Origin of the sequence: Planococcus halocryophilus, from assembly GCF_022489025.1 — a bacterium.
In the GTDB taxonomy this organism is placed as follows: Bacteria; Bacillota; Bacilli; order Bacillales_A; family Planococcaceae; genus Planococcus; species Planococcus halocryophilus_A.
On sequence record NZ_JAKVTG010000016.1, the window covers coordinates 36,345 to 54,965 of the forward strand.

20 protein-coding genes are annotated in these 18,621 nt (G+C 40.3%); all 20 read left to right on the top strand.

Going from position 1 to position 18,621, the window contains the following annotated elements; genetic code table 11:
* Positions 1-11: 11 nt before the first annotated feature.
* Positions 12-1,655 (top strand): flagellar basal-body MS-ring/collar protein FliF, encoded by a 1,644-nt coding sequence (gene fliF, locus MLE13_RS14965; protein ID WP_240750494.1) that lies wholly within the window; start codon positions 12-14, stop codon positions 1,653-1,655.
* A gap of 11 nt (positions 1,656-1,666) precedes the next feature.
* Positions 1,667-2,680 carry a flagellar motor switch protein FliG gene (gene fliG, locus MLE13_RS14970; protein WP_240750496.1) on the top strand — a complete coding sequence of 338 codons (1,014 nt, stop codon included), beginning with the start codon at positions 1,667-1,669 and terminating at the stop codon, positions 2,678-2,680.
* On the top strand, positions 2,673-3,470 hold the full coding sequence (locus MLE13_RS14975; RefSeq protein WP_240750498.1) for a FliH/SctL family protein: 798 nt from the start codon (positions 2,673-2,675) through the stop codon (positions 3,468-3,470). The genes fliG and MLE13_RS14975 overlap by 8 nt, the downstream gene beginning before the upstream one ends.
* Positions 3,451-4,767, top strand: coding sequence for a flagellar protein export ATPase FliI (fliI, locus tag MLE13_RS14980; protein ID WP_240750500.1), 1,317 nt, complete (start codon positions 3,451-3,453; stop codon positions 4,765-4,767). Before MLE13_RS14975 ends, fliI begins: the two co-directional genes overlap by 20 nt.
* Positions 4,754-5,239: a flagellar export protein FliJ gene (gene fliJ / locus MLE13_RS14985; protein ID WP_276323957.1), complete on the top strand. Its 486-nt coding sequence runs from the start codon at positions 4,754-4,756 to the stop codon at positions 5,237-5,239. The genes fliI and fliJ overlap by 14 nt, the downstream gene beginning before the upstream one ends.
* Before the next feature lie 4 nt (positions 5,240-5,243).
* Positions 5,244-6,656 (top strand): flagellar hook-length control protein FliK, encoded by a 1,413-nt coding sequence (locus MLE13_RS14990; RefSeq protein ID WP_240750504.1) that lies wholly within the window; start codon positions 5,244-5,246, stop codon positions 6,654-6,656.
* A gap of 16 nt (positions 6,657-6,672) precedes the next feature.
* On the top strand, positions 6,673-7,104 hold the full coding sequence (gene flgD / locus MLE13_RS14995; protein WP_240750506.1) for a flagellar hook assembly protein FlgD: 432 nt from the start codon (positions 6,673-6,675) through the stop codon (positions 7,102-7,104).
* 66 nt (positions 7,105-7,170) lie between these two features.
* Positions 7,171-7,983, top strand: a complete 813-nt coding sequence (locus MLE13_RS15000; protein ID WP_240750507.1) for a flagellar hook-basal body complex protein — start codon at positions 7,171-7,173, stop codon at positions 7,981-7,983.
* A gap of 23 nt (positions 7,984-8,006) precedes the next feature.
* Entirely contained in the window at positions 8,007-8,222 is a 216-nt protein-coding gene (locus tag MLE13_RS15005; protein WP_240750508.1) for a flagellar FlbD family protein, read from the top strand.
* A 13-nt stretch (positions 8,223-8,235) separates the two neighbouring features.
* Positions 8,236-9,219 carry a flagellar motor switch protein FliM gene (gene fliM / locus MLE13_RS15010; RefSeq protein WP_240750510.1) on the top strand — a complete coding sequence of 328 codons (984 nt, stop codon included), beginning with the start codon at positions 8,236-8,238 and terminating at the stop codon, positions 9,217-9,219.
* A complete protein-coding gene (gene fliY / locus MLE13_RS15015) occupies positions 9,209-10,264 on the top strand; it encodes a flagellar motor switch phosphatase FliY (protein WP_240750512.1) in 1,056 nt (351 codons plus the stop codon). Before fliM ends, fliY begins: the two co-directional genes overlap by 11 nt.
* A 26-nt stretch (positions 10,265-10,290) precedes the next feature.
* The gene (locus MLE13_RS15020; RefSeq protein WP_240750514.1) at positions 10,291-10,932 is read left to right on the top strand and encodes a flagellar biosynthetic protein FliO; all 642 of its coding nucleotides are present in this window, start codon (positions 10,291-10,293) and stop codon (positions 10,930-10,932) included.
* Positions 10,929-11,618, top strand: coding sequence for a flagellar type III secretion system pore protein FliP (gene fliP, locus MLE13_RS15025; RefSeq protein ID WP_240750516.1), 690 nt, complete (start codon positions 10,929-10,931; stop codon positions 11,616-11,618). The genes MLE13_RS15020 and fliP overlap by 4 nt, the downstream gene beginning before the upstream one ends.
* 16 nt (positions 11,619-11,634) lie before the next feature.
* Complete coding sequence (gene fliQ / locus MLE13_RS15030; protein ID WP_049693911.1) at positions 11,635-11,904, top strand: flagellar biosynthesis protein FliQ; 270 nt, start codon at positions 11,635-11,637, stop codon at positions 11,902-11,904.
* Between the two features lie 6 nt (positions 11,905-11,910).
* Entirely contained in the window at positions 11,911-12,690 is a 780-nt protein-coding gene (gene fliR, locus MLE13_RS15035; protein ID WP_065527513.1) for a flagellar biosynthetic protein FliR, read from the top strand.
* Positions 12,691-13,779 carry a flagellar biosynthesis protein FlhB gene (gene flhB / locus MLE13_RS15040; RefSeq protein WP_240750517.1) on the top strand — a complete coding sequence of 363 codons (1,089 nt, stop codon included), beginning with the start codon at positions 12,691-12,693 and terminating at the stop codon, positions 13,777-13,779.
* Positions 13,780-13,803: 24 nt separating this feature from the next.
* On the top strand, positions 13,804-15,843 hold the full coding sequence (gene flhA, locus MLE13_RS15045) for a flagellar biosynthesis protein FlhA (RefSeq protein WP_240750518.1): 2,040 nt from the start codon (positions 13,804-13,806) through the stop codon (positions 15,841-15,843).
* Positions 15,840-16,949 carry a flagellar biosynthesis protein FlhF gene (flhF, locus tag MLE13_RS15050; RefSeq protein WP_240750519.1) on the top strand — a complete coding sequence of 370 codons (1,110 nt, stop codon included), beginning with the start codon at positions 15,840-15,842 and terminating at the stop codon, positions 16,947-16,949. The genes flhA and flhF overlap by 4 nt, the downstream gene beginning before the upstream one ends.
* Positions 16,942-17,811 (top strand): MinD/ParA family protein, encoded by an 870-nt coding sequence (locus MLE13_RS15055; RefSeq protein ID WP_240750520.1) that lies wholly within the window; start codon positions 16,942-16,944, stop codon positions 17,809-17,811. The genes flhF and MLE13_RS15055 overlap by 8 nt, the downstream gene beginning before the upstream one ends.
* Before the next feature lie 36 nt (positions 17,812-17,847).
* Positions 17,848-18,606, top strand: a complete 759-nt coding sequence (locus MLE13_RS15060) for a FliA/WhiG family RNA polymerase sigma factor (protein WP_240750521.1) — start codon at positions 17,848-17,850, stop codon at positions 18,604-18,606.
* Positions 18,607-18,621 lie beyond the last annotated feature (15 nt).

Genomic DNA, 18,621 nt, shown 5'->3' on the forward strand with positions numbered 1-18,621 from the left:
ATGTTGATGAAATGAAAGAAAAGTTTTCGGTATACAAATCAAAAATGAGTGAATCATGGACCAGTTTTTCTCCTGTTACAAAGTGGTCTGTAATTGGCTCCTTTTTTCTCACTTTAATTATTCTTGGTGTCTTCGTATTTCTCAGCAATCAATCTAATTTTTCCGTATTATATTCTGATTTGACACCAGCTGAAGCCGGCGAGATTAAGACAGCAATCGAAGAGCAGTCTATTCCAGTAGAAGTATCGGCAGATGGCAAAACAATCAGCGTTCCCGAAGAGCATTTGGCTAATTTGAAAGTCAGTCTAGCCGCAGAAGGCATTCCGAAAAACGGCAATGTCAATTACGGTACATTTAGTGAAAATATGGGACTTGGTATGACCGATCGTCATTTTGATGTGGTTGAGCGAGACGCTATGCAAAACGAATTGGCGTATTTGATCAAGCAAATTGATGGGGTAACCGAAGCCAACGTCATGATTACGCTTCCAAAAGAAAATATTTGGATTACAGATGAAGAACAAACTTCAACTGCTTCTATTGTAGTGAAGGGTGATTCGACGTTGCAGTTGGATCAAAAGCAGATTAATGGCTTGTACCATTTAATCAGTAAATCCGTTCCGAGCTTGCCGGCAGATCAAATTGTTATTATGGATCAAAACGGGCAAGTGTTTGAAGTGCAAGATGAAAATCAGTTAGATACTAACTTATCGGTTTACCAGCAGCATCGCGAAATCCAAAAAGGCATTGAGCAGGATATTCAGCGTGAATTGCAGCAAATGCTTGGGTTATTGCTTGGGCAGGATAAAGTAGTCGTGTCGGTTATGACAAATATCGATTTTACGAAAGAAAAACGTGAAGAGCAATTAGTTGAACCTGTTGATGTTGAAAACAATAAAGGTTTGGATATCAGCGTGGAACGAATTATTGAAACCTATTCGAGCGAAGGCGTAGTCATTGAAGATGCAGCGGGAACTGGCGAAACAGAAGTTGCCAATTATCCGGGTGTCGACGGTACAGGCAATAGCGAATCTGAACGCACAGAAGAGCGGATCAATAGTGAAGTAAATCGGATCAATCGTCAAATTGAAATGAGTCCTTACGTTATTGATGATATTACGATCAATGTAGGAGTAGAACCACCGATTGCTGATAATCCGGCTAGTTTATCACAGGAAAACATTACAGATATAAGTAATTTATTGAAAAATGCTGTGAGTACATCATTAAGCATGAATGAAGTTCAAGCAACTGATATTGAACTGGAAGATCGAATTTCTGTTTTTGCAACAGAGTTCCAAGGACGTCCGGATATTGTAGAAGAAGAACCAGAAGTAACATTTTTAACAGGTATTCCAAATAATTTACTTATGGTAATTGGTGCAGCAATCGTATTGGTAATTATTATTGTGATTGCCTTGTTATTGCTTCGTAAGAAGAAAAAAGAAGATGTAGAGGAAGAAGAATATAGCTTTGATGGCTTTGAACAGGCCTTAGCTAAATCAAATCAATTAGAAATAGAAGAAGAAGAAGAAATCGATTTGTCTGAGTTTAGTAGCAGAGCGAATCCTAAGCGGAAAACGATTGAAAAGCTTGCCAAAGGTCGACCTGAAGACTTTACAAAATTGTTGCGGTCATGGATGGCGGATGACTAGGAGAGTGTCAAATGGTTAGAGGAATGAATGAATTGACGGGGATTCAAAAAGTGGCCATTTTATTGGTTGGTTTAGGACCTGAAGTCTCAATTGAGATATTTAAACAACTGACAGAGCCCGAAATCGACCAACTGACCATGGAAATTTCGAATGTCCGGAAGTTGAGAAACAGCCAAACCGAAAGAGTCATAAATGAATTTTACGAAATGATTTTAGCGCAGGATTATATGAACGAGGGCGGGTTGGTTTATGCCCGAAATATTCTTGAGCAAGCGCTAGGAAAAGATAAGGCGATGGATACCATTAGCCGGTTGTCGAACAGACTTCAAGTCAAACCTTTTAACTTTGCCCGAAAAGCGGATCCTACTCAGATCTTGAACATACTTCAACATGAGCAAGCACAGACGATTGCATTGGTTTTGTCCTATTTGGATGCTAAGCAGTCGTCGAAGATTTTATCTGAGTTACCGAGCGAAAAGCAGGCGGAAGTTGCAAGGCGAATTGCGTTGATGGAAAGTACGTCTCCTGATGTTATTCATCAAGTGGAACAAATTTTAGAGCGCAAACTGACAGCTACAGGGAACCAAGATTATGCAGCAACAGGTGGCGTTGAAGCAATTGTGCGCGTATTGAGTAATGTAGACCGTGGTACGGAAAAATCCATTTTGTCTGAACTTGAAAAAGACAACCCAGATTTGGTTTCGGAAATTAAAAAACGTATGTTTGTTTTCGAAGATATCGTCAATTTGGAAAGTCGTTCTGTTCAGCGAATTGTGCGTGAAGTAAGTGATGCTGATTTGACATTTGCATTGAAAGTAGCAAGTGAAGAAGTCAAAGAGAGTATTTATCGCAACATGTCTTCGCGTAGATCTGAGGTTATTCGTGAAGAAATTGACGTAATGGGTCCAGTGAAGTTGAAAGATGTGGAGAATGCACAAACGAACATTGTTGGATTGATCCGTAGCATGGAAGAAAAAGGAGAAATCGATGTATCGCGTGGAGAAGGAGAGGAAATGATTGTCTAATATCATTCGTCTTTCGCAATCTCATTCAAGTGAAAAGAAAATTATCCAAACTCGAAAAATTGAAGCGAAGAAAGCAGTCTTTGGTGAGGAGGACTTTGATCCGAAAAAGCAACGTCAACAATTGCTTCAAGAAATTCATGGATTAGAGTCTCGCCGCGAAGAATTGCAGACTCAATTGTTAAATGATCAACAAAATGCCCAACAGGAAATTAATGACTGGTGGCATGAAAAACAATTAGAATCACAGCAATACGCTGAAAAATTAGGTCAAGAAGCTACCCAAAAAGGATTTCAAGAAGGATTTGAAAAAGGATTGCAATTGGCTGAACAAAATAGCGCTGAAAAAAGAAGCGAGATGAACCGTTTGCTTGAAATAGCCTATGAAGAAAAAGCTAACATCATTCAGCAGGCAGAGCCTTTTCTGTTGTCATTAAGTGTGACGATTGCTGAAAAAGTGATTCACAATGAGTTGAGTCAGGACACACAGCAATTATTAAGCATTGTTCAGCATGCTTTAAAGCAGGTAGAAGAAGCAGAAGACGTCACGATGCAGGTTTCTCCTGAAGACTATCCGATTATTATTCCCTTTTTAGAGGAATTGAAAACCTATATTAAAGCAGATTCAGAACTAAAACTAATTCCCGTAGCGAATTTAACACCAGGTGGTTGCCGAATTCATACAGTGAGCGGTTCTTATGATGCCATGGTTGATAATCAGCTAGAAGAAATCAAAAACAAATTACTCGCTTACTGTGAGGAGAAAACCAACGATGAACTTGTGGGAAGATGAATACCTGGAATTGATGAGTGATATCGAACCAATCAAAAAGCACGGCAAAGTAATTCAAGTGATTGGTTTAACCATTGAATCACGTGGCCCGAATGCGAAAATCGGTGAACTTTGTCTGCTTTATCCAAATCGCAACGAGCCGCCGATTGAAGCAGAGGTTGTTGGATTTAAAGAAAATAGAATTATGCTCATGCCATTACAGGATCTTTCACAAGTAGGGCCAGGATGTTTGGTTGTTGCGACGGGAGGTCCACTTCAGATCAAAGTAGGGCCTTCTATTTTAGGGAAAGTTTTGGACGGGACCGGAATGCCGCTTGACGAAAGCTTATTGCCCCGAGGGTTAAAAAAGTATTCTACCAATAACGCACCACCGAATCCATTAAAGCGCCCAAGAATCGATAAACCTTTAGAAGTGGGTGTTCGTGCAATTGACGGCTTGTTGACTGTTGGCCAAGGCCAACGTATTGGCGTATTTGCTGGTAGTGGTGTCGGTAAGAGTACGTTAATGGGCATGATTGCTCGTAATACCGAAGCAGATATTAATGTGATCGCACTAGTAGGAGAACGTGGACGAGAAGTGCGTGATTTTATCGAACGTGATTTAGGTCCTGAAGGACTAAAAAAATCTGTGGTCGTCGCGGCTACTTCCGATCAAACGCCAATGCAGCGCATTAAAGCAGCGTTGACCGCAACAGCTATTGCTGAGTATTTTCGAGATCAAGGCAAAAACGTCATGTTAATGATGGATTCGGTTACACGCTTTGCGATGGCACAACGAGAAGTTGGCTTAGCAGTAGGTGAGCCACCAACTAGTAAAGGGTATACGCCGAGTGTTTTTGCTTTGCTACCCAAATTACTCGAGCGATCGGGTACGTCGAGCAAAGGAACAATCACGGCTTTTTATACAGTTTTAGTTGACGGAGATGACATGAACGAACCGATTGCCGATGCAGTCCGAGGGATTTTAGACGGCCATATCGTTTTGGACCGGAAAATTGCTCAAAAAGGTCAATTTCCAGCGATCAACGTAATGGCGAGTGTAAGCCGTGTTATGCACGAAGTTGTCTCAGAAGAACATCAGCTAGCGGCGAGGGACTTTAAGCGCTTATTGGCGGCTTATGAGACGTCTGAGGACCTTATCAATATTGGTGCCTATAAAAGTGGTGCTAATAAAGAAATTGATGACGCTATTCGAGCCTATCCAGTAATCAAAGAATACTTGCAACAAGACATATATGAAAAAGCTAAAATCGAAGAAAGCGTAGAACGGCTATCAGCACAATTTGGAGGGATTTAAACTGACACAATTCAACTTTCGATTTCAAAAGATATTGGATTTAAAAGAAAATGAAAAGGGCTTTGCGCAGATCCAAATGGCTGAAGCCATGAAACAACATGAAGTAGGGCATCAGCAAAATAGAGTAATCCAAAAAAAGATTAACGATGCCGAACAATTAAGAAATGCCAAGCAGCAAAGTGGTGTTAATATTTCAGAACTTCGAATGTTAGAAGATTATATTTATCAGCTTCAAGGACAATCGCTTTCCTCTGAAAGAGAGTTAGAGAATTTGCAAAAAAAGGTTTCGGCATCTCAAGGGGTGTTGCAAGAAAAGGCCAAAGAAGAAAAGACGTGGGAAAACTTGAAGCAGCAAAAATTAACTCATTTCCAAGAAGAAAAAAAAGCGGCTGAACAAAGCTTTTTCGATGAAATGGCCAGTACACGGTTTTACCGCTTAGCGAAAGCGAATAACTTGGCGGAAGGGATATGAACAGATGGAAGCTTTAAAAGCAGTTCAACCAACCATCAGCCCCTTTTCAAAAGTTACTTCAGGATCCATTTCATCTAAATCCGGGTTTGCTTCTTTACTAGAATCATTGAGTATAGAAACTGCAACGTCCAATAATAGCGAAGACTCAACGCCAGTAGAAAGTGTGTTAGAAAGTTTGACATCTTTATTAACAGCTTTACAAGAAATTCCACTAGAAGAGCGATCAGATGAACAGCAGGAAATTCTGTACGCAATTCTTCAGTTGCAAACAATTCAAAGTGAAAATAAGCAAACTCAATTAACAGGTTTGCAAGATATGACAGTGAAAAATCAATCAAATGAACAGCAGGAAGTTCAGTATGCAATCTTTCAGTTGCAAACAATTCAAAGTGAAAACAAGCAAGTTCAATTAACGGAGATCGATCAAGTGGAGGTGAAAGCACCTAACGATCAAAGTAAATTAGTTGCGCTGCTTGAAAAACTACAAGTATTACTTGGTAAATTGACTGATAAAACCGGAGAATCTCAAATTCCCAAAGACTCAATAATAATTTCTAAACAACTAGATGAATTAATCAAGATGCTTGAAAAGCAACCACCTGAAACTAAGGTGAATCTATTACTAAAAACAATGGAACAACATTCACCAATTTTTTCATTGAGTGAAGAAAGTCACTCAGTAAATGAACTTCCTCGGCTTGTCAGTGAATTGCTAAAACCACTAAAAGAGGTTCCTAAGTTAACTGTTGAACCACAAGAAGTTTTTAAAGAAGGTGGAACAGCAGAAGTTAAGTCTGTTGCAAAACTTCTAGGTGGAGAAGAAATTCAAACTACTAAAGTACCAACAGAGGTAAAAGTTGTTCAAGAATCGCCTGCTCAGCCTGTAACTTTTGCGACCGATGCTGGAAAGTCTGCGAGCACTCTCATGAAAGCCGAAACGAATTTGCAGACTGCTCCTGTTGTTCGGTTACCAAATCTCTTGGAAGATTTAAGTGGAATGCTGAAAAGCTCGATGCGACTGGCAGAAAGTCCTGAAGGTATGAAGATGCGCGTCAACATTTTCCCAGAACATTTGGGTCATTTAGAAATTTTAATGACCTCTACAAATGGCAAACTAGCCGCTCAAATTATGACAAGTACGCCAATGGCAAAAGAAGCGCTTGAACTTCAGTTAAATCAGCTTAGAGCTTCGCTAATTCAACAAGGTGTAGAAGTAGAGAAAATTGAAGTGTTAGAGCAAAGTCCACAGCAGCCATTTAGCCAACAGCAACCTCATGCAGAACAACGATCTAGGCAACAACAACAAGGCAAAAATTCACGTAATAGCAATAGCTATTTTCAATCTGAAGAAGACTTAGTCAGAGAAACGAGAAAACCACTGTCTGAAGGCTTGATGAAAGTAGATTACACCGTATAGAAGAAAGGGTGTTTAGATGAATATTTCGACAGCGATAACTGGAACGGCTACTGCGTCAGCTTCGGCTACCAAAGAGGAACCTACAAATGCACTTGGACAAGATGCTTTTTTGAAAATTTTAGTGACTCAAATGAAACACCAAGATCCAATGGAGCCTTTGAAAGATACGGAATTCATTGGCCAAATGGCACAGTTTACAAGCTTAGAGCAATTGACCAACTTAAATAAGACGATGACGCAATTTGTTAGCAATCAAGGAAGTTCTTCATTAGCAGATTATGCGCATTTGATCGGCACTTCAGTTAAGTGGCAGTCTAAAACAGAGTCAGGTGAAGGTATGGTGAAAGCCTTATCTAGCAAGAATGGGGAATTGCTGGCTGAGCTTGAAGGTACGGATGTCAAAGTACCAATCGATTCCATTATTCATATTGAGAAAAACGGAAAATAATTAGGTGAACAGGAAATTGCGTATTCCATCTTCGATAAAACGCAGTTCTTGAAAGGGGAAAACTAAATGTTACGTTCAATGTACTCAGGTGTATCAGGTATGAAAAATTTCCAAACAAAATTAGATGTAATCGGGAACAATATCGCCAACGTTAATACAAATGGTTATAAGAAAAGTACGGTTAACTTTCAAGATTTAATTAGCCAAAATATGTCAAATAGTGGGACGAATCCAATGCAAGTTGGACTTGGTACGACTACTTCTGCAATCAATGTAAATCACAACCCAGGTTCGGTTATGTCTACGGGAATTGGAACAGATTTAGCCATTATGGAAAAAGGTTTTTTTGTAGTACAAGATCCTGAAGCAGTTGGTACAACAAATGACCAGTTCTTAACACGTTCAGGCAGTTTTAGTGTCACAACAGCTGGCAATTTGGTTACAGCTCAAGGCTATAATGTTCTAGGCAAAACAGCTGATGTCAATGGGCAACCTACTACTGTTACTGCACCCATCAATGTATCGACATATGATTCTTTCAGAATTAATCGTTCGGGCGAAGTAATTGGAAGACAAGCAAATGGAGATGAAACTACTATCGCATTTGTTGGGATCTCTAACCCTGAAAACCCTGAAGGACTGAAAAAAATTGGGGGTTCAATGTACGAGATGCCGGCACAGGTGCCACCCATTGATCCCATAGGCACAGCTGCAGACGCGAATACAGAAATTGGCTCTGGCATGCTTGAAATGTCAAATGTTGACCTCACGGAAGAGTTCACAGAAATGATTATTGCGCAGCGTGGATTCCAGGCGAACTCAAGAACCATTACTACTTCTGATGAAATTTTACAGGAAGTTATGAACTTGAAACGTTAATAGAGGAGGCTTAGCAAATCGATATGATTCAATTAACTAGGTTAAACCGATCTGCTATCGTTTTAAACGCAATTTATATTGAACGAATAGAATCGACACCCGATACATTGGTGACGTTAACAACAGGAAAGAAAATCCATGTATTGGAAACAGTAGAGGAAGTAATGGATAAAGTAACTGGTTATTACCGGAAACTGAACATTTTGCCTCGTTTGCATGAGCCGAACTTGGACGAATGAGGGGGCGAACAAGTTGACAGATGTTTTATCAGACAAAAATATGGATACCATTCTTTCAACCTTAGGGAAACAAAGCCCGAAAGCAATCAAGAAGAAAAGGAATGTTCAGACATACGATTTCAAGAAAGCTTTGCGTTTCTCGCAAGATCAGATTCGTACCTTATCTCGTATTCATGAAAATTTCTCTCGCTTATTGTCTTCTTATTTTTCAGCGCAGCTTCGTACATATGTACAGGTTGGTGTAGAACTTGTCGAAGAGATTTCTTATCAAGAGTTTGTCGGAAATGTTCAGCTAAAATCTACGATGGGTGTTTTCGAAGCAGCTCCGCTCCAAGGGAGTATGGTGATGGAGTTTTCTCCGGACGTGGTACATGTCATGTTCGATCGCCTTCTAGGTGGACAAGGAAATATCATGGAAAAAGAAAATGAGTTGACCGAGATCGAAATCAGCGTCATTGAACGGGTGTTTTCGAAAGCACTTGACTGTTTTCAAGAGGCTTGGTTATCGGTAGTGAAACTGTCTCCAGAGCTTAAGGAAATCGAAGTCAATTCACAATTTCTGACCACCTCCCCGCCAAATGAAACGGTTATTTTGGTAAAATTAAACACGAAAATTGGCAATGTAGAAGGAATTATCAATATTTGTTTGCCCCACGTTGTATTAGAACAGATATTACCTAAACTATCTGCAAAACATTGGTTAGCCAATCAAAAGAAAGCGGTCGAAGCACACGAATTGGTAGCTTTAGAAGAAAAACTACATGGTACCAAAATGGAGATCAAAGCAGTACTAGGACAATCCATGATCGAGTTTGGAGATTTTTTGAATTTGAAAAAAGGAGACGTCATTCGGTTAGACGAATCATATGATGCCCCTGTAACACTTCAAGTAGATAATAGATTGAAATTTTATGCACAACCCGGCGTTTCAAAAGGACGAATGGCAATACAAGTAACAGAAGTCTCAACGCGAGGAATTTTTTCCGATGACGAATAACCCGAATTCCCTAGAGGAAATTGCAAGTTTGTTGAATCAAGAGGAGACAGGAGGAAAGACTATGCCAGAAAGTTCATTGTCGAAAACAGAAAAAGAGGCAGTGATCGAGTTGTTAAACACTTCTTTCGGTAGTTCTGCGGCAGAGCTGTCTACACTGCTTTCTGAACAAGTTTTTGTGACGTCACCAACTTTGACTATTAAAGAAAGAGACGAAATTTTTGCTTCTATAACAGCACCATGTTATGTGGCACTTGGAGAATATAGCGGAGCTGCTGATGGAATGCAAATTTTATCCGTTGCAAAAAGAGAACTCGATATTGCATTGGCAACGGGTCAGGATATTACAGAAGAAGATACTAAATTTAAAGCAGTTCAAGAATTGATTGAACAAATGTTTGGAGCTGTAGCACAGTCGATGTCTATATTAATGGACAAAGCGATGGTCCATTCTTTAACGGGTATAGACGTTATTAACCAAAGTGAAGATTTTTCATCAGCTAACTTTACGCAAGAACAGTGGTTTACAGAATCAGAATTCCAAATAAATGTTAGCAGTAATCAAAACATTCGTATGCGTCTTTACCTGCCAGTGTCATTTGTTAAGCTTTTAGTATCTATACTGAATGAACCGTTTGACGAAGAAGAACTAGAAACAAAGGAGGCAGGTGAGATGTCAAAGCAGTCAGTGTCAGGCAGTCAACTAGGCGAACAAGATTCAGAAGCACCAACAGTACAAAATGTTCAATTTTCGAGCTTTGACAACACAGATATTGCAGCGTCAGAAGCAAACAACCTAAATTTACTACTGGATATTCCACTTCAAGTTACAGTGGAGTTGGGACGTACGAAACGCATGGTTAAAGACATACTGGAAATTTCACAAGGGTCCATCATAGAGTTGGATAAATTAGCGGGAGAACCCGTCGATATTTTAATCAATAACAAGCTAATTGCGGTCGGAGAAGTCGTTGTCATCGATGAGAATTTCGGTGTGCGTGTAACGGATGTACTGAGCACAGCTGAACGAATTTCAAAACTGCGGTAATGACTGATAAAAGGGGTTTACTAAGAGTGAACAAATTATTCTATGTCTACATGTCGCTACTTATGGCAGTTCTACTTTTTAGTGTATTGTCGGTACCGTTATCTGCTCAAGCCAGCCCCAATGTTGTGGAATGGCTAAACAACGAAACACCGACAGAAGAAGTGCCGGCGGAGTCTGTAGAGGAAACAACTGTAAAAGAAAACAGTCTAGGAGGCATTATCGGTCAGTTAGCACTTTATACATTATTGATCGTAGTGTTGATTTATGGACTCATTAAGTTTTTAGCAGCACGTCAAAAAAATCTTCAACCTAATCAAGCAGTCAAGCTAATGGGCGGAACACCTCTTGGTAACAACAAATCATTGCAATTGATAAAAGTAGGTGGCCAAATCTACTTGATCGGTGTGGGTGATGAAGTCACGTTGATCAAGGAGTTTTCGGAAGCATCAGAGATTACCACTATTGAACAAGATTTTGAGCAGCAATCTGGGCTCTCTAAAAATCTTCGCGCTTTTAGAAAGAAAAAGAGCAAAAATCTTAAAAGCGATCATGAAGAAGGCTTAGAACTGCTGTTCAGTCAAAGTTTAAACAAACAAAAAACAAAACAGCAGTCACTTGAGAAAGAATTTGGGCAAGGATTGTACGAGCAGGAAGGACGTCGGTTATGATTCCGGAAATTTTATCTTCTATCAATATTCCGGGCATTGACTTTGGTGCCGAGTCACCTGAAGATGTCTCATCGACGCTCCAGCTGCTTGCGTTGTTAACTGTCTTATCATTAGCTCCAGGCATTCTGATCATGATGACTAGTTTTACGCGTATTATTATCGTCTTATCATTTGTCCGAACTGGACTCGGTACACAGTCGATGCCGCCAAACCAAGTGCTGGTTGGCTTAGCACTCTTTCTAACATTTTTTATCATGTCACCTATAGTAGTGGAAATGAATGAGACGGCACTTCAACCTTATTTGGATGGAGATATGGCACAACAGGAAGCACTAGATACAGCGGTTGTGCCATTAAAAGAATTTATGGCAAAAAATACTAGGGAAAAAGATTTAGCCCTGTTTTTTAAATACGCAGAGCTAGAAAAACCTGATAGCATTGAAGAGATTCCACTCACTTCTTTAGTTCCGGCATTTGCCATTAGTGAGATGAAAACCGCTTTCCAGATTGGCTTTGTTATTTTTATTCCTTTTTTGATTATCGATATGGTGGTAGCGAGTACACTCATGGCGATGGGGATGATGATGTTGCCGCCAGTTATGATTTCGTTGCCATTTAAAATTCTATTGTTCGTCTTAGTGGATGGCTGGTATTTAATAATCGAATCGCTGCTGGTCAGCTTTTGACGAAAGGAAGAAAACGATGACTCCAGATATGGTAATCAAACTAGCCGAACAATCGATTTTTACTGTTATTCTTATATCTGCTCCGATGTTACTAATTGCGTTAGCTGTCGGGTTATTAGTCAGTGTTTTCCAAGCCATGACGCAAATTCAAGAACAAACACTGGCGTTTATCCCAAAAATATTGGCGGTCTTTATCTCACTGGTGGTCTTTGGACCGTGGATGTTGACCTTGCTGCTAGATTACACACGAGATTTGTTTGAGCAGCTGCCAAGAATAATCGGGTAAACGAATATGAATGAAATTTTTGACATACTGCCATATTTTTTACTAATGCTTGTTCGTTTGACAAGCTTTTTCTTACTAGCTCCCGTTTTTTCAATGCGAGGTGTACCGACCCAATTTAAAGTGGGAATCGCTGCTTTTTTAGCATTTGTTGCTGTTTCGACCTTACCAATTGGAGAAACGATTTTACTGGACTCTTCTTATTTCTTATTAATTATTAAAGAGCTAGCAACCGGTTTGGCACTCGGCTTTACAGCAGCACTCGTGTTGTATACGGTTCAGATTGCAGGCGCATTTATCGATTTTCAAATGGGATTTTCGATGGCAAACGTACTGGACCCACAGACGGGTGCACAAGTACCGATTATCGGTCATTTCAAATACATGATGGCGCTGTTGTTCTTATTGACTGTAAACGGTCATCATTTAATGCTTGACGGCGTTATGCAGAGTTTACGCGTATTTCCAGTAGAACGTTTAGCCATTTCGGTAGAAGCTGGGGATATCGCACAGTTTATGACAAGCTTATTTGTAGAAATGTTCATGATTGCGCTACAAATTGCGTTGCCAATTGTGGGCGCGTTATTTTTAGTAGATATTGCGCTTGGTATTTTAGCGAAAACCGTGCCTCAGTTGAATATTTTTGCTGTTGGGTTGCCGTTGAAAATTTTTGTGGGCTTTATCATGCTTTTTCTAACCATGCCTGTGTTTTTCTATATCCTGCAGATTCTCTTTGAGAAACTCTTGGTGAGCATGGCTCAACTGATCAGTTTATTAGGAGGAACGTAAGTGGTAAACCGATATCCCTTAGATCTGCAATTTTTTGCTGGTGAGAAAACTGAAAAAGCGACGCCGCAAAAACGTCAGGAATCTAAGCGGAAGGGCCAAGTAGCAAAAAGTCCGGAAGTCGCCGCTGCTATGATTATTATTGGTGGAATTATATTGCTGAATTCAATGGGTGGCTGGATGATGGACCGGATTTTAGCTATTTACCGCATCCATTTTACGCAATATATTTCCTGGGAAATAACACCTGCCACGATTCGAACTTTGTTTGAGCAAATGGCAATGAATGCATTTTTGTTGATGTTGCCGATTATGCTAGTCGGGATGGTCTTTGGTTTTCTGGGGAACTTTATCCAAGTAGGCGCGATTTTCACGACAGACCCCATCATGGCAAAGTTTGAACGGCTAGATCCGATAAAAGGGGCTAAGCGAATTTTTGCACTTCGCGCTTTAGTTGAGCTGGGGAAATCGCTTTTGAAGATTGCCATTATCGGAGGTGCTGCATTCGGCGTACTCTGGGTTGGCAAAGATGAATTGTTCACCTTATCGCAGAAAAGCATTGGCTATTCATTTTCATTTATTGGCTCACTGGTTTTCCAAATGGGCTTGATTGCAGGACTGATCTTGTTGAGTTTATCCATCCTGGATTACATTTATCAAAAATACGAATTTGAAAAAGGCATTAAAATGTCAAAACAAGACATCAAAGATGAATACAAAAAAGCAGAAGGCGATCCGCTGATCAAATCCAAAATAAAAGACAAGCAACGCCAAATGAGTATGAACCGTATGATTCAAGATTTGCCAAGTGCAGATGTATTAATCACCAACCCCACGCATTACGCAATAGCGATTAAGTACGATGCTGAAACGATGGAGGCTCCGGTCATCATCGCAATGGGGAAAGATTACTTAGCGTTAAAGATTAAAGAAAAAGCAAAAGAATTTGGCATTGTGACGATGGAAAACAAACCTCTTGCACGAGCGCTCTATGCTCAAGTTGAAGTTGGAGACGTGGTGCCAGAAGAATTATTTTTGGCCGTGGCTGAGGTTTTAGCATATATTTACCGGTTAAAAGGAAAAGTTCGATAATAAAGGATAGAGGAGGGGACCCGCGTGAAATTCAGAGATTATGCCATCATGGTAGCCGTTATCATGATTGTGGTGATGATGGTCATCCCTCTTCCGCCGCTCTTGTTAGATGTATTAATCATGATCAATATCAGTCTTGCCTTAACCATTCTATTGGTGGCAATGAATACAAAAGAACCACTGCAATTTTCTATTTTCCCTACTTTACTATTGTTAACAACGTTGTTCCGATTAGGATTAAACGTATCAACGACGCGTTCAATTTTAACCAATCAAACCGGTGGACAAGTAATCGAGACATTCGGTTCTTTTGTAGTCGGTGGTAGTGCTATTATCGGGATTCTAGTTTTCTTGATTTTGGTTATTATCCAGTTTCTTGTCATCACAAAAGGGTCTGAGCGAGTAGCCGAAGTTGCTGCACGATTCACACTCGATTCGATGCCTGGTAAGCAAATGAGTATTGATGCTGACCTTGGCGCTGGTATGATTTCAGATCAAGAAGCTAAAAACCGCCGTGAAAAAGTTAGCTCAGAAGCAGACTTCTACGGGGCTATGGACGGTGCTAGTAAATTTGTTAAAGGAGATGCCATTGCCGGTATCATTATTACCATCATCAATATTATTGGTGGTCTATTAATTGGTGTCATGGTCCATGGTTTGCCGTTCGCAGAAGCTGCTCAGTTGTTTACACTGTTATCTATTGGAGATGGATTGGTTTCACAAATTCCAGCTCTCTTGATTTCAACAGCGATGGGTATTGTTGTGACACGTGCAGTATCAGACGGTAATTTAGGGTCAGATATTACGAGACAACTTTTTGCTTATCCAAAAATGCTCTATATTGTTGCTGGTACTTTAGTGATGTTTGCCGTATTTACGCCCATCAGTCCAATGCTAGTCGGTCCGATTGCAGGCGTTATCGCTTACGGTGCTTTCCAGATGCAGAAAGCATTGAAATCTGAAGAAAAGCAGGAAGTTGAAATAAGCAAAGATGAAAAAGAAATAGAGGGAATGAAAAGTCCAGAAAGTGTTATCGACTTACTGCATGTCGATGCCATTGAGTTTGAATTTGGATACGGCCTCATCCCAATTGCTGATAAAAATCAAGGTGGCGATTTACTCGACCGCGTCATCATGATTCGTCGCCAATGTGCGATGGAGCTTGGGATTGTTGTTCCAGTTATTCGCATTCGTGACAATATCCAACTGCAACCAAATGAATACATTATTAAAATTAAAGGCAACCGGGTAGCATCAGGTGAAATTATGCTGGATCATTATTTGGCTATGAGCCCAGGTGTTGACGACGAAGCAGTAGAAGGCATTGAAACCGTTGAACCGGCCTTTGGCATGCCCGCGTTATGGGTTGATGAAGACATGAAAGAAGAAGCGGAAATGGCGGGTTACGCTATTGTTGATCCACCGTCTGTTGTGTCCACTCATTTAACCGAAGTGATCAAACGTCATGCTCATGAATTAATCGGCAGACAAGAAGTGAAATCCCTTATTGAAAATATGCGCGAAACAGCCCCAGCGGTAGTCGAAGAATTAGTGCCCAACTTGATGACCATTGGTGAAGTGCAAAAAGTACTCATGAAGTTATTAAAAGAAAAAGTATCGATTCGCAATTTATTAGCGATTTTGGAAACACTAGCCGATTATTCCTCGCAAACAAAAGATCCTGATTTGTTGACCGAGTATGTTCGCCAAGCCCTATCCCGCCAAATCACCTTACAATACGCAACACCGAAAGAACCGCTGCAAGTCATTACAGCAGGAGCAAGCCTAGAAAAGAAATTCGCTGACTCGGTGCACCGGACAGAGCAAGGTAATTTCTTGTCCATTGATCCGGAATCTTCCCAGACGATATTTCAGAGAATCACAGAACAAGCAGCACAGCTTCAGCAAAACGGCGTCCAGCCAATTTTACTGACGTCTCCTGCAATTCGCATATACATGAGACAATTTGTTGAGCGTTTTGCACCGGACCTGCCAATCTTGTCCTATAATGAATTAGAACCGGAAATCGAAATTCAAAGTGTTGGAGTGGTGAACATCTCATGAGATTAAAAACATATATCGTTAGCACAATGGCTGAAGCAATTCCAATGATCAAACGGGATTTAGGTGAAGACGCGTTAATACTAAATACGAAAAAGATCAAAACGGGTGGATTTCTAGGACTTTTCAAAAAAAACAAGCTAGAAGTTACGGCTGCTATCGATCCAGGAGCAGCAAAAAAACGCAAGCAGGTTGAAGAAGTAGAAGCAGAACCACCTACAGATTTAGACGTGCAACAAGATACCTCGGCTGACTTGATCAACGAACTAAAGAACATTAAGCAGTTTATGGTGCACCAAATCAAACAAGAAAGCCTTCCAAAAGAGTTGCAAGTAGTGAAAGAGCGATTGACGCAACAAGAAGTTTCAGCTGATGTTCAAGAAAAATTAATTGAAAAGTTAATGACGAGAGACGAGTCAGAGACAGCGCCTGCTACAGAGAATACGTGGCAAGTAGCTCGCGAAAAGCTAATGAGCATGATAGCGGAAAACCAAACGCAACCTACCACCGAAAACCCAAGAATTACGTGTTTTATTGGGCCTACGGGTGTAGGGAAAACGACAACAATCGCTAAAATTGCAGCGAGTCACACATTAAATAGCGATAAAAAAGTTGGATTAATAACGGCGGATACGTATCGTATCGCGGCAGTTGAGCAACTGAAAACCTACGGTGGCATTTTGAATATTCCGGTCCAGGTGATTGAATCGTCAGCGGATTTAACAAAAGCAATTGAGGATTTCCAGGATTGCGACATTATTTTAATTGATACTGCAGGACGCAATTATCAACAAACGGAGTATGTAGAAGAGTTAAAGAATCTATTGCCGGCTGATAGCAATGTGCAAGTGCACTTAGTGCTCAGCCTTACCGCTAAGTATGAAGACATGAAAAAGATTATAGATAATTTCCAATCGATTTCTACGAATGAGTTGCTACTAACTAAAAAAGACGAAACGGGCTCTTCGGGAGCCATATTGAACTTGATTTGTCATTACGATATTCCAATCCGTTATATTGCGAATGGACAAAATGTGCCAGATGATTTATTGGCACTCACTCCTGAATTGGTAGCGGATTTTGTCATGGGGGAAGAAAATCATGCTTGACCAAGTGAGCCAGTTAAGAGAAAAAATGCTGAAAAAGAAGTCTGGATTGCTTGAATTGAAACCCATTAAAAAAACGAGAGTATTAGCTGTTACGAGTGGTAAAGGCGGAGTGGGAAAAACCAATTTCGCGTTAAACTTTGGTTTAAGTCTAGTAGAACAAAATAAAAAAGTACTGATTTTTGACGTTGATCTTGGCTTTGCCAACATTGATGTGTTGCTCGGACAGATGCCACGGGAAACTATTGCTTCAATGATTGAAAAAGATTTAACGGTTTACGACATCATTGAAGAAGGACCTAATGGCTTGCTGTTTATTTCAGGCGGGAACGGCTTTAATGAGTTGTTTCGAATGGACGACTTGAAACTTAAAAAGTTTTTCCAAGAATTAGGGACGCTTCAAGGTCAGGTTGATTACATCATATTGGATACAGGTGCAGGGTTGTCTTATGAGAACCTTCGATATATTTTGGCTGCGGATGATGTGATTTTAGTAACAACCCCTGAGCCAACCTCGATTACCGATGCTTATTCGATTGTTAAAATGGTCCATGGAAAAGATCCCAATGTTCACATGAAGCTAGTGGTAAATCAATGCGTTAGTTTGAAAGAAGGACAGCAAACAGCTGCCAATTTCAAGCAAGCAGCTGAGCAATTTTTAGGGAAAGAAATTGGAACCTTAGGATCTATTCCTAACGATTCCCACATTCCAGAAGCAGTGAAAAAGCAGCAACCGCTCATGCTAGCCTACCCATCTAGTGAGTCGGCAATAGCAATCCGCCAAATGACCGGTGAATTCCTGCAACTTCGGATGCCTTATAAATTGGGGCTTAAGGGGTTTATCATGAAAATGTTATTTAAATAAGAGCGGCTTTACCGCTTGGAAATGGTGGTGAAAATCATGCTGAATCATAAATTATCAAAAGAAGAGCTCGTCTGTTGGAGTGACTGGCAACAACACCGTGACCCAGATGCCGGTGAATACTTAGTTGAACAGTATCTTCCTTTGGTCGATTACGTGATTCAACGATTCATGATCAGTTTGCCCAAGACTGTCGAAAAAGATGACATTCGCAGTTATGCTTATGAGGGATTGCTTGATGCTCTCAGCAAATTCAATATTGAGAGAGACTTGAAATTTGAAACCTATGCTTCTTGGCGCATTAAAGGAGCCATCATTGACGGACTCCGCCAAAGTGACTGGTTACCCAGGTCTGTTAGAGACAAAGTGAAAAAAATTGAAAAAGCCTTTCTGTTATTAGAGCAGCAAAGTAGCGCCTCGGTTTCTGATGAAGAAGTTAGCTCTTATTTAGGAATTACGAAAGCAGAGCTCAATAAAACCGTTTCTGAAGCGGCTTTATCAACAATGATATCAATGGACGATGAGAATTTTGAAGACCAAGGAAAGCTTGTAAATTACCATGTGAATTCACCAGAACGACATTTATCAGAACAAATGATGAAAGAGTCGTTGGTCCGCGCTATTGAACGACTGCCTGAAAAAGAAAAAATTACAGTGTCTTTGTGTTACTTTGAAGAAATGAAGTTAACTGAAATCGCTGAAATTCTAAACGTTAGCGTTTCTAGAGTGTCTCAGTTGCACTCAAAAGCGATGCTTCGATTACACGCTTCAGTTTTATCTGTACATGACAATTATTAAAAGTAAAAAACAGAT